Source organism: Staphylococcus ureilyticus (assembly GCF_025558845.1).
Classification (GTDB): domain Bacteria; phylum Bacillota; class Bacilli; order Staphylococcales; family Staphylococcaceae; genus Staphylococcus; species Staphylococcus ureilyticus.
Genome location: NZ_CP094825.1, coordinates 2,003,703 through 2,019,674 on the forward strand (window position 1 = coordinate 2,003,703; position 15,972 = coordinate 2,019,674).

Annotated in this window: 13 protein-coding genes; 6 read left to right on the plus strand and 7 right to left on the minus strand. The window is 31.3% G+C overall.

What is annotated here, in order from left to right:
• Positions 1-103: 103 nt before the first annotated feature.
• A complete protein-coding gene (gene tcaR, locus MUA21_RS10040; protein ID WP_019468867.1) occupies positions 104-568 on the minus strand; it encodes a MarR family transcriptional regulator TcaR in 465 nt (154 codons plus the stop codon).
• 224 nt (positions 569-792) lie between these two features.
• Between tcaR and MUA21_RS10045 the strand changes: the two genes are divergently transcribed.
• Positions 793-1,764 (plus strand): YdcF family protein, encoded by a 972-nt coding sequence (locus tag MUA21_RS10045; RefSeq protein ID WP_019468866.1) that lies wholly within the window; start codon positions 793-795, stop codon positions 1,762-1,764.
• A 160-nt stretch (positions 1,765-1,924) separates the two neighbouring features.
• On the opposite strand, the gene MUA21_RS10050 is transcribed toward MUA21_RS10045, so the two are convergent.
• Together MUA21_RS10050 and MUA21_RS10055 are read right to left on the minus strand one after the other, a co-directional pair.
• Entirely contained in the window at positions 1,925-2,593 is a 669-nt protein-coding gene (locus MUA21_RS10050) for an ABC transporter ATP-binding protein (protein WP_262561188.1), read from the minus strand.
• On the minus strand, positions 2,593-3,645 hold the full coding sequence (locus tag MUA21_RS10055; RefSeq protein WP_262561189.1) for an ABC transporter permease: 1,053 nt from the start codon (positions 3,643-3,645) through the stop codon (positions 2,593-2,595). The genes MUA21_RS10050 and MUA21_RS10055 overlap by 1 nt, the downstream gene beginning before the upstream one ends.
• Positions 3,646-3,800: 155 nt before the next feature.
• On the opposite strand from MUA21_RS10055, the gene MUA21_RS10060 reads away from it, so the two are divergent.
• Positions 3,801-4,475, plus strand: a complete 675-nt coding sequence (locus MUA21_RS10060) for a response regulator transcription factor (protein WP_107525383.1) — start codon at positions 3,801-3,803, stop codon at positions 4,473-4,475.
• Positions 4,468-5,832, plus strand: a complete 1,365-nt coding sequence (locus MUA21_RS10065; RefSeq protein WP_262561190.1) for a sensor histidine kinase — start codon at positions 4,468-4,470, stop codon at positions 5,830-5,832. Before MUA21_RS10060 ends, MUA21_RS10065 begins: the two co-directional genes overlap by 8 nt.
• Positions 5,833-6,039: 207 nt before the next feature.
• Here the strand turns inward: MUA21_RS10065 and mqo are convergent, their stop codons facing one another.
• The gene (mqo, locus tag MUA21_RS10070; protein WP_046208536.1) at positions 6,040-7,518 is read right to left on the minus strand and encodes a malate dehydrogenase (quinone); all 1,479 of its coding nucleotides are present in this window, start codon (positions 7,516-7,518) and stop codon (positions 6,040-6,042) included.
• Between the two features lie 393 nt (positions 7,519-7,911).
• Between mqo and MUA21_RS10075 the strand changes: the two genes are divergently transcribed.
• Positions 7,912-9,063, plus strand: coding sequence for a glycosyltransferase family 4 protein (locus tag MUA21_RS10075; protein WP_064209334.1), 1,152 nt, complete (start codon positions 7,912-7,914; stop codon positions 9,061-9,063).
• Positions 9,064-9,186: 123 nt separating this feature from the next.
• Here MUA21_RS10075 and MUA21_RS10080 read toward each other — a convergent pair whose 3' ends face one another.
• Positions 9,187-10,791 carry an L-lactate permease gene (locus tag MUA21_RS10080; RefSeq protein ID WP_019468859.1) on the minus strand — a complete coding sequence of 535 codons (1,605 nt, stop codon included), beginning with the start codon at positions 10,789-10,791 and terminating at the stop codon, positions 9,187-9,189.
• Positions 10,792-11,065: 274 nt separating this feature from the next.
• Between MUA21_RS10080 and MUA21_RS10085 the strand changes: the two genes are divergently transcribed.
• A complete protein-coding gene (locus MUA21_RS10085; RefSeq protein WP_070037506.1) occupies positions 11,066-12,769 on the plus strand; it encodes a CDP-glycerol glycerophosphotransferase family protein in 1,704 nt (567 codons plus the stop codon).
• 237 nt (positions 12,770-13,006) lie between these two features.
• On the opposite strand, the gene MUA21_RS10090 is transcribed toward MUA21_RS10085, so the two are convergent.
• A complete protein-coding gene (locus MUA21_RS10090; protein WP_262561191.1) occupies positions 13,007-13,807 on the minus strand; it encodes a hypothetical protein in 801 nt (266 codons plus the stop codon).
• Between the two features lie 269 nt (positions 13,808-14,076).
• The gene (locus tag MUA21_RS10095) at positions 14,077-14,595 is read right to left on the minus strand and encodes a GNAT family N-acetyltransferase (protein WP_064209332.1); all 519 of its coding nucleotides are present in this window, start codon (positions 14,593-14,595) and stop codon (positions 14,077-14,079) included.
• 255 nt (positions 14,596-14,850) lie between these two features.
• On the opposite strand from MUA21_RS10095, the gene MUA21_RS10100 reads away from it, so the two are divergent.
• Complete coding sequence (locus MUA21_RS10100; protein WP_046208541.1) at positions 14,851-15,840, plus strand: acrylyl-CoA reductase family protein; 990 nt, start codon at positions 14,851-14,853, stop codon at positions 15,838-15,840.
• Positions 15,841-15,972: the final 132 nt, after the last annotated feature.

Sequence of the window (15,972 nt, forward strand, 5' to 3'; positions counted from 1 at the left end):
CAAATGAATCATTTTAACTTGGGTACGTCATTCCGGTTGTTGAATCATGATTTTAATTAAATGTATTTAGCTTTGCTTTTAAATACTTTCATTGCTTATACTATTAAATACTGTGCTTCAAATTGAAATTTTTTAATCTTTGGTCAATAATTTCTAAAACATAACGTGCTTGTTCGATTTGTTCATCAGACAAGTCGTGTAAAATATCACTGACAATCGTATTGATAATTTCCTTACTTTGTTTATTAAATTGTTTGCCTCTTTCTGTTAATTTAATATATTTTAATCTTTGATCTGTATTTTCTTCTGCTTTCTCCCATTGAACTACTTCTGCTTGTATTAATTTTTTGATTCTCCGGCTAACGGCAGCTTTATTTACGCCTTGTCTTTCAGTTATTTCAGTTAGCGTCATGGTTTTTTCGTTTTCTAACATTAATATAACATTGGCCTGCTCTTTTGATACGTTATAGTCTTCTCTTAATTCTTTTAACAATTTAGCTAACAAAGTATTCACATCATTTATAAATTCACCCATAAAATCAATATGACTACTTAAATTTTTAACCATAACTTCTCGCACCTCTACTATTCTAGCTCACATAAGTAAACGTTATTTTTTTTATATTATGTTTATAATATCAATATTCGAGATGGTATAAAAGCAGAAATTTGTATTCACTGCGTTTTTTAATTGTTAAATCTAGCCAAATTACAAAATACAATACCATTAAAATTTGATTAATTTTAATAATTGCTCTACATTTAAAATATTATAAACTTTCGGGGTGAACCATGTATACGTTGTCTTTAATTATAAGTTTAATTATTTTATGTGGTTTTATTGCTATGATTAAAAATTTCAAATTCACTACTAATTTAACTTTTTTTGTAATTCAAATTATTTTAGGTTACTTTGTAATCATCTTACATGTAGGTAAGTTATCTTTGCCTATGCCACTCATATTCACTATGTTTGTTGGCGTGTTGTTAATACACATCAAACATCATCATCTATTTAAACATAGATTAAGCGCACTTTTTTTGCGCCGTTTGTATGCTATTGCATATAGAGTATTACTATTTATGATTGCTTGTGCTTATATTAGTCTAATACCTGTAGGTATCAATGTGATTTTTTATTGGTTAGCTGCTATTGCATTTAGTGCATGTTTCACCTTCATTTGTTATGCGCTTTGCACATCTGCATTTTCAAATGTTACATACAAAGAAGACTTTGATGTCATATTGGTGTTAGGCGCAGGTATTTTTACTGATCAAGTAACACCTATGCTAGCTAAAAGATTAAACAAAGCTATAGCATTACACCATTTAAATCCAAATGCTCGACTCATTGTAAGTGGTGGACAAGGTCCTGACGAACCAATTTCAGAGGCCTTGGCTATGTATCGATACTTAGTACAAAGAAATATTAATCCTTCAATGATAGTACTTGAAGACCAGTCTACGAGCACTTTAGAAAACCTTAAATATACAAAAGTGCTCATTCAACAATTATATAGATATGAACCAAGTATCCTATGTGTCACAAGTCAATTTCATATTATGCGCGCTTTAAGGTTTGGACAAAAATTAAACCTCAACTTAAAAGGTGTCGGCAGTCATACACCTTATCATTTCTTTGAAATTGCATTAATTAGGGATTTTTTAGCAATCATGTACCAATATAAGCTTTTACTAACTTGTTACTTTGTAGTGTTATTTTGGGCAAGTATGATGGCGTTGTGGCATATTCCATCCATTTAAAGCCACTATACACAAAATAATTTGTGCATCCTCTTTACAATAGAATATAGTGTTTTCTTCATAGAAAAAGAGCGGGACAGAAGTCTAATTTTATTAAAAGATTTCTGTCCCACTTCATTTATTTAGGAATCATAATTATATTACGGTTCATTTAATTATACTATTGATCAACGATGACACCATCATCTAATTCGATGACTCTATCAGCATAATCAAATAGTCTTTTATCGTGCGTTATCATAATACCAATCATATTTTTACTTTGAATTTGATTTTTAATCATATCTATTACTTCTGTGGCACGTTCAGCGTCTAAACTTGCAGTTGGTTCGTCAGCTAAGATTATTTTCGGATGATTCATCAATGATCTCATGATGGCAACACGTTGCTTTTGTCCGCCTGAAAGTGTGTGTGGAAATACGTTGAGCTGTTCTGCTAAACCGATTTGTGTTAATAGTTTTTCTGATCTATCAGTGGCTTCTTTTTTAGACATACCTGCTTCTTTACCTATTGTTGTTAACTGATCTTTAACTTTTAAATAAGGTACTAAGTGTGAAGATTGAAATATAAATCCAATTTCATTTAGTCTTAGCTCAGAAGCTTTTTTATCACTATCATATAAATGCTCACCATTATATAATATTTCACCACTACTTTGTGACAATAGCCCACCTAAAATAGTTAAAAGCGTTGTTTTACCTGAGCCTGAAGCACCGTTTAAAATTACAAATTCTCCTTTATTCACTTCAAAATTAATCCCTTTTAAAACTTTAGTTTCGGAAGAACCTTTCCCAAAGGATTTTTTTATATCTTTAACTTGTAAACTCATTATTCTCCACCTCCAATAGCTTCAATAGGGTCTACTTTAAATAATTTAATAAATGATAGTGCTGCGCCAACAATTGCAACAACGATGAAAATGCCTACGACTAATAATATATTCGCAACAGTTACGTGGAAAGGCATAGAAATTGGCATTATTAATGATAAACCACTAATTAATGCAACAGCAATTATCACTGCAACCATTGTAGTTATTAATATTTGTAATACTAAAGCACTTAGTAAATGTCTTGTTTTGATACCAATTGCTTTTAAAATACCGATTTCTGGAATTTTTTGTATCGTCATAACATAGAAAAATGCACTCAGAACTATAGCAGAAATAACAAACAAGCTAACTATCATCATATTAAGTGGTGCTTGTTCTGCTTGGTAACTCGGTATTTCACTTGTGATATCGTCTTCCGTAAATACATCGATACCATTAATATCTTCTAATTTATTTATCTGTTTTTGTGACATATCTTGAATTGGATAAACGGTACTTACATTTTTATTCAATTTATCAAATCCACTATTATTCATCATAACCACTGAACTATGAGCATACATTGTGTCATCCAAAATACCTGATACTTTTAACGTTTCACCGTCTTTAATTTTAATGTTGTCTCCAACATCTACCCCACTTGCAGTTAATTTACTATTAATTGCAACTTCATTGCCTTTTTTAGGATAATGTCCTTCTGACAATTCTGGTTTTTCATTTTTCACTGTATTCGTCATAACAACATCTTCTTCATCTTTATCAATTTTCAAAGTTTGAGATGCTATTTTTAAAGGTGACTGTCCACTAATATCTTCAATTTTCTCTTGCTGTTCTGGTTTAATAATTGATTTTTCGATTTGTGGTGTTTTGTTATTTTGCATCACATATTTTTCTGACTTCATATTATCTAACATAGAAATATTTTCTCTTGCTAAACCTTGTGCCAACCCACTAATAAATAAAACCATAACACCTAATAACAATATAATTAACATGATTAATATATAACGAAATTTATAATATTTTATCTCTTGCCATGCCAATTTCATAGTGTTTCACTCCCTTTCAAGAACTTATATTTAAAGTTTAAGGTCTTTATATGAACTCAATATGAACTATGATTAACTTTTTAAATTATTTCCTATTTGTTAAGTTAAATTTTTCCATATATAATGTCTGTAAAATGATTAAGGAGATTTTGAGCATGACAACTTGTTTAATTGTCGATGATGACAGTAAAATTTTAGAATATGTTTCAAATTATATTTCACGAGAAGGACTAGATGTTGTGACACAATCAAGTGCTGAAAACGCACTGTCGTATTTAGATACACATCAGGTTGATATTGCTATCGTCGATGTAATGATGCCTGGCATGAGTGGTTTTGAACTATGTAAAGTTTTAAAAGAAGATTTTGAAATGCCTGTCATTATGTTAACAGCAAGAGACGCACTTAGTGATAAGGAACAAGCCTATTTAACTGGTACAGACGATTATGTTACTAAGCCATTTGAAGTAAAAGAGCTTATCTTTAGAATAAAAGCAGTATTAAAGCGGTATAATATAAATGCTAATAATGAATTGAAAGTTGGAAATCTCACGCTCAATCAAGCTTATTTAGAACTTCAATCTTCTACTAAATCAATGAACTTACCAAATAAAGAGTTTCAACTCTTATTCTTACTTGCTTCACATCAAAAACAAGTATTTAACCGTGACGATTTGATTGAAAAAATTTGGGGCTTTGACTATGAAGGTGATGAACGGACCGTTGACGTACACATTAAGCGTTTGAGAAAGCGGTTATCAAAGTTAGGAGCTACGATTACGATTCATACAGTACGTGGCTTAGGATATAAGGTTGATGACAATGTTTAAATCACTATATTCACGTATTGCTATTTATACTGTCGTCATTTTACTATCGAGTGCTTTGCTTAGCTTTCTATTAACTAATATTATTTATCACAATCATTTAAAAGAGAATAATGATGCAAAAATAATGAGAACATTAAAAGATGCTATTTCCTATGAAAAAGAATCTAAGATACAAATGCCAAAACCCTTTTTCAAACATCTTGGACAAATGAATTATCAAGTGATGACCGTCTCAGAAAATGGCAAAAAGGCTTATTATGGCACTGCATTTAGAAAAGATAATGTTGACTCTAAAAACATTAAATCTGTGTTAAATGGCCATGATTATCATGGGATAAGAAATTTGCCCTACAACCCTTTTATCACTGGATTTTTTGAAAATACTACTCAAAATACTGTGGGTGTGCAATTTCAATCCAATGGTCAAAATTATGCTGTTTTTATGAGACCAGACATCGGAAAAACTTTTAGTGAATTTAGAATTTTCTTAGTCATATTAATTACACTCTTATTAGTCATCTCAATCATTTGGGTTATTTCTTCAACTTATATGATTATTAAACCGATACAACAGTTAAAACAAGCGACTGAAAGGTTAATGGAAGGCAATTTTGATGTACCGATAGACATTAAACGTAATGATGAATTTGGCACATTACAATATCGATTTGATAAAATGAGACTCTCTTTAAAACAAGTCGATGACATGAGACAGCACTTTGTTCAAAATGTTTCACATGAGATCAAAACACCATTAACACATATTCATCATTTACTTGATCAATTAAAATTCGCTAAAGACGCAACAGCTCGTGAACAATATATCGATGAAATATACCAAATTACAACACAGCTCAGTGAATTAACCAAAGAACTTTTATTATTATCAGAAATTGATAATGGCGAACATCTAGAATTAACGGACAACATCGAACTTAATAAACTGATTAAACAGATTATACGCCATGAACAATTTGCGACGAATCAAAAAGATTTAATCATTATGTCTGATTTAGCTAATGTATCTATAATTGGGAATGAGCGCTTACTAAATCAAGCTTTTCAAAACTTAATAACGAACGCGATCAAATATTCTGAACAAGGGGGTACAATTGATATTACACTCACACATGATACCGATCAAATTCATTTTAATATCACTGATGATGGTCAAGGCATGACACCAGAAACCCAATCTCGTCTATTTGAGCGTTTCTATAAAGCAAGCAATCATGATAATAGCAATGGCTTAGGCTTAGCTATTGCGAAAGCAATTTTTGAATTACACAATGGTACAATTGAAGTAGCAAGTACGAAATATGAAGGTACGACATTCACTGTTACCATCCATAAATAATAATGTAACAAGTGAGTTGATACCTATGAATTTTATGAGTTAAAGCTCGTAACAGGCTACAATATTTTCTAGCAAACATACACAATTAAAACCTTGAGATTTTAAATACAAAAAAGCGCTAATCCTTTGTGGATTAGCGCTCTTACTTTGACTATGGCTATTTATCTCCCAAGCTTCTCATTTGTTAAAATGAGTGTACTATATCTATTAATTAATCTTTAAGTTTTTAGTTATTTCTTTATTAATTTGAGTATATAGAGCTTCATTTTCCGATAATTTCATACCGAATGAAGGCACTATTTCTTTAACTTTTTCTTCCCAATTGTTAAATTCTTGTTTATAACAACGTTGAAGTACATCTAACATGATGTCAACAGCAGTTGAAGCACCTGGAGAAGCACCTAACAATGCTGCTAAAGAACCATCTTCGGAAGTAATGACTTCTGTACCAAATTGTAACGTGCCTTTTCCTTTATCTGTATCTTTAATGACTTGTACACGTTGTCCAGCAACCACAATTTCCCAGTTTTCGCTTTTTGCATTTGGCACAAATTGACGTAAATCTTCCATTCTCTCTTCATTTGATAATGTGAGTTGAGAAATTAAATATTTAGTTAAGTTCATTTCTTTAATTCCTGCCGATAGCATTGTAATAAGGTTGTTTGGTTTCACTGATTTTATTAAATCCATATTTGAACCAGTCTTTAAAAATTTAGGTGAAAAACCAGCAAATGGCCCAAACAATAATGTACGTTTGCCATCAATATAGCGTGTATCTAAATGTGGTACTGACATTGGCGGCGCACCAACAGCTGCTTTTCCATAAACTTTAGCAAGATGTTTTGATGTGATAGCCTCATCTCTACATACTAAGAACAGACCACTTACTGGGAATCCACCAATATGTTTAGATTCCTTGATACCTGTTTTTTGTAATAAAGGTAAACTAGCACCACCGGCACCAATAAACACAAAGTCACTTTCCACTATTGTCACTTCATCCGTTTTCAAATCTTTCACTTTAACTTCCCAAGTGCCATCCTTACGTTGACTTAGGTTTTCTACTTCATGTTCGTAATTAAGTTCTACATGTTTATCTTCTAAATTTGAAAATAATTTTTTTGTTAACGCACTAAAATTCACATCTGTCCCCGTTTTATCATATGTAATAGCCATTGGTATATTGGATGTACGCCCTTCCATAATCAACGGTGCCCATTCAGAAATTTGCGCTTTGTCATCTGTAATTTCCATATTACTAAATAAAATATTTTTATTTAATCTTTCTACACGTCTTCTTAAAAAATCTACATTGCGTACACCCTGTACAAAACTCATATGCGGCACAGGCTTAATAAAGGCTTCAGGTTTTGATAATTGACCTTGCTTAACAAGATAATTCCAAAATTGCTTTGTAATTTGAAACTGTTCATTAATTTTAACAGCTTTAGAAATATCGATTGATCCATCTTTGTTTTCGTTTGTATAATTTAATTCGCATAATGCAGAATGCCCTGTTCCTGCATTATTCCACGCATTTGAACTTTCTTCTGCTGGTGTAGATAATCTTTCAAACATTTTAATATCTTTCTCAGGTGCAAGTTCTTTTAATAACGTTCCTAGTGTTGCGCTCATGATACCGCCGCCAATTAATATGACATCTGTTTTGCTATGTTGTTTACTCATAACAAACACAGTCCCCCTTTTATATATGTTTATAGACACGTTATCTTTATCTAGGAAAATCACAGCCATGATAAAGCGTTTTCTATAGTGAATAATTTAAATCTTAATCTACTATAATTATACTAAATGTTAAAAAAATAGCAGAATCTTTTGTTACACTTCTAATTATATACGTTATTGTCCTATGAAAAAAGAGCTTTCAGTAATTCTACTCAAATTATGTTAATACCTGTTAACTATAATAGCTATGAGACGACTTAAATTGCAATTAACATTAGACACTTAAAATCAAATTACATTGTGTCACACATAACATTCATTACTTTATCACTCTCTTAAATTTCATGCTATAATAAATTTTAATTTAATTCTTATACTTTTGGAGGTATTCCAATGAAATCTATCACTTTTTTTACGCATAATGTTTATGCTATGGGTGGTACTGTTAAATCTATTTCTCAATTAGCTAATGTTTTAGCCGAAAAAGGTCATAAGGTTGAAATCATTTCCGTTTTCAAGGGAGCTTCTAAACCTTATTTCAAACTACATAAATCTATTAAAGTTCGTGCTTTAACAGACTATCAGTTACATTTTTTAAATATTAAAGCTATATTTTTTAATAGAATCCGCAAATACACTCCGTTTTCTAGACCAAAATTAATTTCACAATATGAACCAGGTCTTTATCAGTTTTCACATTATATAGAAAAGAAAATGATTCAAGCAATACGCAATGTTTCCACTGATATGCTCATTGGTACACGTGCGAGTTTTAATATATTAATTGCTCACTATGGTCCACAAAATGTAGAGAAAATAGGTATGGAACATATGAATTTTGAAGCACATAACGATGCCCTACAACAAGAAATCTTAGATGCTTATCAATATTTAGACAAAATAACCACACTAACAGAAAGTGATAAAAGTAAATATGAATCTTTTGTTCAAACTCCTGTTTATGTCATACCCAACATTTTAAATGAGCCCCGTCTCTCAATATCAAAAGAAAAAATCATTACTGCCGCAGGACGACTAGAATACGAAAAAGGGTTCGACCTATTAATTCAAAGTATCATACCTATTCAACAAGAAGTCAGACGTTTTAAATATCAAATACACATCTATGGTGACGGAAAAGAGCATGAGCTTTTACAACAATTAGTCATAGAGCACCAACTAGCAGATATCGTAAAACTTTATGGTTCAACTCAGCAATTAAACGAAAAATTAGCTAAAAGTGATATTACAGTCGTCCCTTCTCGTAATGAAGGGTTCGGAATGGTAATTTTAGAAGCTATGAATCAAGGTAATGTCGTGGTTAGTTTTGATGGTAATGCAGGACCAGACGCTCTGATACAAAATAACGTCAATGGATACCTCGTATCGCATGGAAATGTAAAAGATCTTTCTAATAAACTACTCAGACTTATCAATCAGGAATTTAATAAACAATCCATCATAGAAAATGGGTATCAAACCGTCCAATTATTTTCATCAGATTCAGTCTACCATTACTTTCAAATGATGATTGCATCGAAATAAAAAAAGAAGCCAAACGGCTTCTTTTTTCATTTCGATCTTTATATTTTATTACAATAAACCTAATCATCTGTAATATGCCATAATCACAGGCATCTTACTAACAGCCATAACCATGATGATGCTTTAATGAATGATAAAGTTCAACATGAAAGTCCATAAACATATAAAGATAATAAATGCAAAACTATAGCGTAACGTCATTTTTAATAACTCTGATTCTTTACCTACTTGTTGTACAGATGCAGTTGCAATCGCAATGGATTGTGGTGAAATTAATTTCGCTGCTACACCACCTACTGTATTTGCAGATACAAGCAATGCACCGCTTGTACCAATATTATTAGCTACCGCTGACTGTATCGGAGCAAATAACGTATTATTATTTGTCACAGAACCAGTTAAAAATACGCCAATCCAACCTAAGATAGGTGACAATAGCGGGAAGATTGATCCTGCTTTAGCAATACCTTCACCTAAAGCATTACTTAAACCTGCATAAGTCATCAATTTAGAAATAATTAAAATAATACAAATTGTAATAATAGGTAACCATAATTCTTTAAAAGTTAATTTTAATAAGCGTGTTGCATCAAGCATGTTCACTTGTTTTGACATTAATATAGTTATTAAAATTACTAATAAAATCGCTGTACCAGTTTGTCCAATGATATTGAGTGGTAATGTAATTGCTTTGTCAGCAATGTCACTATACGTACCTGGTAGTTGAATATTAAATACTAATGCGCTCAATGCACCATTAGGTGAGAACAACGCTTTAAATTGCGGTGCACTCCAAATCATAACTAATGCTGTTAAAATCACAAATGGACTCCATGCATATATTAAAGTTTTAAAATTATGTTTTACAATAGACTTAGGTTCTCCACTATCTTTCAACCTAAATATATTTTTAGGCTGATGTTTTTTAGAATATAAGGCTAACGCTAACATTGATACTAACGGTGGGATAATATCAGCTAGTTCTGGTCCAATAAACACCGTAATCAAAGCTTGTAATATCGTAAAAGTTCCACCAACAATAAGGATTGCTGGTAACGTTTCTTTAATCCCTTTAAACCCGTCAATAATCCATACTAATAAAAATGGGATAAACATATTCATAATCGATAAAGTTAAAGCAGACATTTGAGAAACCGCAAATCCTGTAACATCACTTGGCAAACCAAGTGTATCAATCACCGTTACAGGCAAGCCAATTGCTCCAAATGCACCAGCTGAAGCATTAGCAATTAAACATAACATTGCAGCTTCTAAAGGTTTAAAGCCTAATTGAGTTAATAACAAGGCACATATGGCAATCGGCACACCAAAACCTGCTGCACCTTCTAAAAAGCCATTAAACGCAAAACCTATGAGCAATAATTGAATACGATGATCTTGCGATACACTCGCAATACTATCTTGAATCTTATCAAATTGTCCAGTTTCATTTGTAACCTTATATAACAGCACTGCCATAATCACAATATAACCAATTGGAATGATGCCTTGGAAAAACCCTTCAATTGATGCACCTGTTGCGATATTCATAGGCAATTTGAATATCGTTATTGCAAGTATCAATGTAACTACTAATGTCGTAATTGAAGCATATATCCCTTTCATTTTAAAAATGGTTAAGCATAATAAAAATAAAATGATAGGAATAGCGGCTACAATACTGGATAATAATACATTGTTAAAGGGGTTAATACTTTCTACAAACATTTATACTCACTTCCTATACTTAAATTAATTAATCATCTTCTGTTTGTGAATTATTTCACATAAATTATAACATCTACTTTAAGTAAAATACAATAATTTCTAAAAAATTAATAGCCTAAAATTAAAGTTTTTTATTTTTCTAATAAACTCCAATTGAATATACATCATCTCAAACGCAATTCTTCATTCCTAATATGAATATTGAAGTTTCTTTTATCTATGACGTATTAAATGATAAAATAAGGATAATAATATTTAAATCGAGGGATTATAAATGATAAAGCAAATAGAAGTTTCAACGTGGGACCTTTTCGTAAAGGACCTTGAGAAAGCTACAGCACAAGGATATACTCACTTTGTATATATAGATCAAAATAGTGAAATTTATCAATCGATGTTAGACGCAGTTACACTAAAACCGGTCACTATCGTTGCAGATTATACAATCAATCAACAATATTTAAATGATTGCCGATATTTTGGTAAACCGGAAATCACTTTTAATGATTGGATGGATAATCTAAATCATTTTCCAAATATTATTTTCCATATAGAAACCACTCAAAAAATAATAAACAATTATACCATTAATAATATATTTGACTTAGCATTATTATCACTATTGCAAGATGATGTAGCAACAGATAGCCATGTCGTTTTCAATTTCAAACATGCTTTTACAACCAGTAGTGCTATATGGGATTATATTCAAGCATTCACGCCATTAAACACTACTAAATTCAATTTAAACAAATTAGCCTTTGAACATAAACACTCGATACCATTTAAAAATAGTGAAACACTAGCGCCTAATCACGACGACATTCGATTTACAGATAAAGTGCTTAAAAATACTAAATTCAAACTTCCACATTGGATTTATACTTTAGTTCATCGTCATTACGAAAAAAAACATTATGAAAGCAGTTATATTTATAAGAAAGATAAATCGAAAGTTAAAAATCATATCGTCTTTTTAGGTTTTGATTATGGATTTCGAGGTAATTCTCGCTATTTATTTAATCATTTTGCAAAGTACTTTTCTAAATTACCTATATTTTTTATAACGAATGATGTAAATGGCCCTAATTTTATCGATCCAAATGACGCGAAATCAAAAAATCTAATAGAAACAGCAAGTGTGGTTATTTTAGAAAACGATATCCCTGATGATATCAAACCAAATGGTACAATTATACAACTATGGCATGGCACACCTATTAAAAAACTATTTTTAGATAGTCATGAACCTAATGAGAATCTCAATATCTATAATTATCGTGCACGCAAATATAATAAATGGTTGCAACAAGATTACTTCATCAGTGATTCCGGAGCCATTATGGAACATTTCAAGTCTGCGTTTCCCCAACAACACACACACTTATTAAATTGTGGGTATCCGAGAATTAGATATCTGTTAGATAAACAATCTGATCAACCATATATCTCATTTATAAAGAAAGAATTAAAACTAGATCCTCAAAAACAAACATTACTTTATGTTCCTACATGGAAAGCAGCAAATGAAGCAACCGATTTGTTACCAATGAGTGATGGCTTATTAAATAAATATAATGTTATCTTTAAAGGACATATCAACGATCAATCTAACTATATACCTGAAAATGCTATCATTGCGCCATCACATATTGAAGTTCAAGATTTATTGTTAGTATCAGATACAGTATTAACAGACTATTCTTCACTTATTTTTGATGCACTTACGATTGATAAAACTGTCTGCCAATATACGCCTGACCATGAAAAATATGTGAGTGAACGCGGTGTTTATGAAGATGTTATGCATTCTCTTTCTACAGTTAGATATAGTGATTCAAAAGCGCTCTTAAATGATTTAATCAGTCACCAAATGAAAGATATACATGCTAATCCGTTTATAAATAAAGACAACCATGCCTTTGAAACGATTTCACATATTATTCAAAAGTCGATTAATTCCAATAAATTAAACTAATCATCACATATACAACCAACAATTTGTTATTCTAATTTAAAATTCAAAGTTTTAAATTATGAATATTGGCTTTGGTGCTTTTAATTAAATATAAAATGCATTTAAAGGAATCATACTCGAACGATTCGCACATAAAGAAAATTTTACCAAAATAAAAAGTGGCAAGTTAGAAGTTAATGCTTTCTATTTGCCACTTTTTTATAATACGTATAAAAATCACGTTATTTTATGATGCTTTTATTGTTGGTAAGCTGGATCAACTACTCTAACAGTTCCTTGTTGGTCAACAGTTACAATTGAATAACTACCAGGTTGTGCTTGGTTTTGGAAGCTAAAGATATAGCTATAATTCCCTTCGCTTCCTTCAATAGCATAATCATTATAAGGATTTGATTGGCCATTTAACGCATTGACTTCAGCAGTTGCATTGTCTAAAGCGTTTTGGAAATTAGGCAATGACTGTAAAGCTGTTTGTGCGTCAGTGCTACCTGAAGTAATGTTTTGTGCGACTGGCACTGCATTTTGACCTTGATAAGGTGCCACATATTGAGAAGCACCACTGTTACCTGTGTTGCCCGCATTTGAATTACCTGCACTATTAGATGCTTGATCAGCATTACTATTTGCATTACTTGCTGTACTATCATTGCTATCCGCATTGCTTGAATTGTTATCATTATTTGAATTATCGCTATTGCTATCACTGCCGTTGGAACCGTTAGTCGAACTATCATTGGCATTGTCACTGTTTCCAGAATTGCTGCTATCATCAGAGTTAGAACTAGAGTCTGAGTCAGAACTATTTTTCTCAGCATCACTGTCTGATTTGTTGTCCGAATTACTATCTGAATCTTTATCGGAACTATCATTGTCCTTTTTGTCATCGCTCTTAGAATCTTTTGAGTCTTTTGATTTGTCATCGGAAGACTGTTTGTCTTTCGAACTATCGTCTTTACTACCGCCATTGTCATCACTACCATTAGAACAAGCAGCAAGTGCTAATGTAAGTGTAAGAAAACCTGCTAATAACTTCTTCATATAATAAGCCTCCTTAGTTGTGTCCTTCCCATTGCCTAATTTAAAATTATGTAATGTGTTTAACAATTAGGATAAATGAGAATTATTATGTTATTCACTATTATTATTAAAATAAACACCTTTTATCAAAACTTTTTTTGAAATAAATATAATTTTTACAAAAACTTAAAAAATAGAAACTTTAATTTAATATCTAGCTTTTGCAATAGGAATACAATGCGCCAAGATAATTGAACAGATTACAGGATAAATGACTTTTTCAAAAGCTGCTATATGGTTTTTTCCATTATTAAATCTGTATCTACCACGTTACCAGTATGAAATTCATGGGAACCTGTTATACGTAGGCCTTGTTTTTTATAAAAGTTTAATGCTTTTTCATTATATTCCCATACACCTAACCAAATTTTTGTTTTATACAACTCGCGTGCTTTTTTAATTGCAAAATCAAAAACATTTTTCCCTTTTCCTCCACCTTGTGATTGAGGTAAAAAGTATATTCTTTGAATTTCTAAGTAGGATTCACCCATTGCCTCAGTTTGTGCATCGTCTATATTTAATTTAAAATAACCTACAATTTCATTATTGCTGAGATAAAAATATGTGAATGAATGTTTATTATTCAATTCGTCTTTTAACGTTTCCACATTATATGCCTGTTTAAAATAGGTTTCAAAATCTTCCTGTGTATATCCACCTTCTTTGAATGTATGTTTAAATGTTGTAATACAAATTTCTCTTAACCGATGTACTTCCGATTGTTTTACCAATTCAATATTATCTGTCATACTGCATGCCCCCTTTTTACCATCTTGTCAATTAGTATACTAAAATGTTAAATATGTTACTATACGACTTAATATATTTTTTTGACAACTTAAAGTATAGTGGAATGACATAAACTTTACGATTATTAAAATTAAAACGCTTACTTTTAAATCAGCGCTTTTACACTTATTGTGAAATTCACAATATCATGATAAAGTAGTTCTAGTTTTTTAATTGTTCATAAATATATATACATAAGGGAGTGCCATAAGGCAATGACAAAAACATTTAAAGCTTTTGTGGTCAATGAACAAGACGGCAAAGTAACAAGCGAATTTAAAGATATGACAATAGATGATCTTCCAGAAGGTGAAGTGTTGATTAAAACGAAATACTCTGGAATTAATTATAAAGATGCATTAGCTACATTAGACAATTCAAAAATTGTTAACAGTTATCCAATGGTGCCAGGCATCGATTTAGCAGGTGTGGTAGCTCACTCTGACACACATGCTTTTGAACCAGGAGATGAAGTCATCGTTACAGGGTACGGTTTAGGAACAGACCATTTCGGAGGTTTTAGTGAATATGTTCGCGTAAAAGAAGAATGGATTGTACCTTTACCTAAAGACCTCACACTTGAAGAAGCTATGATATATGGGACAGCAGGTTACACAGCTGGTTTAGCAATTGAAAAATTAGAGCATAATGGACTATCTGTAGAAAAAGATCAAGTGCTTGTAAGAGGTGCAACAGGTGGTGTAGGAACATTAGCGATTATGATGTTAAATGGCATTGGATATGATGTGATCGCTAGTACAGGTAAGACTGAAGCTACTGAAACACTTAAAACCATAGGTGCAAAAGATGTTATTTCAAGAATTGACAAAGAAGATAATAAACCTTTAGGTAAACGCACATGGCAAGCAGTCATCGATCCAGTTGGTGGTGACAGTTTTTCACAAATCATTAAGCAACTTAATTATAATGGTAGCGTTGCGCTCATTGGCATGACAGGAGGCGCTACATTCGATAGTTCAGTCTTTCCTTTCATATTAAGAGGTGTAAACGTTATAGGTATTGACTCTGTATATACAGAAATGAGACAACGGAAACATATTTGGCGTCGTCTATCAAAAGATTTAAAACCAGATCAATTACATGATATAAAACATAATATAAACTTTAAAGATATTAAAAACAGCATAGATGAAGTGCTTCAACATAATAATTCTGGTAGAATTGTTATCGAATTCGACGCATAAGTTGATTTTATAAAACTCCGCACATCAAACAAAAATTGATGTGCGGAGTTTTATTTGATATCAACTTATATAACTATACATTTTTATTTAAACTACAAAAATATTACAATTCATATAAATATATATCAATAG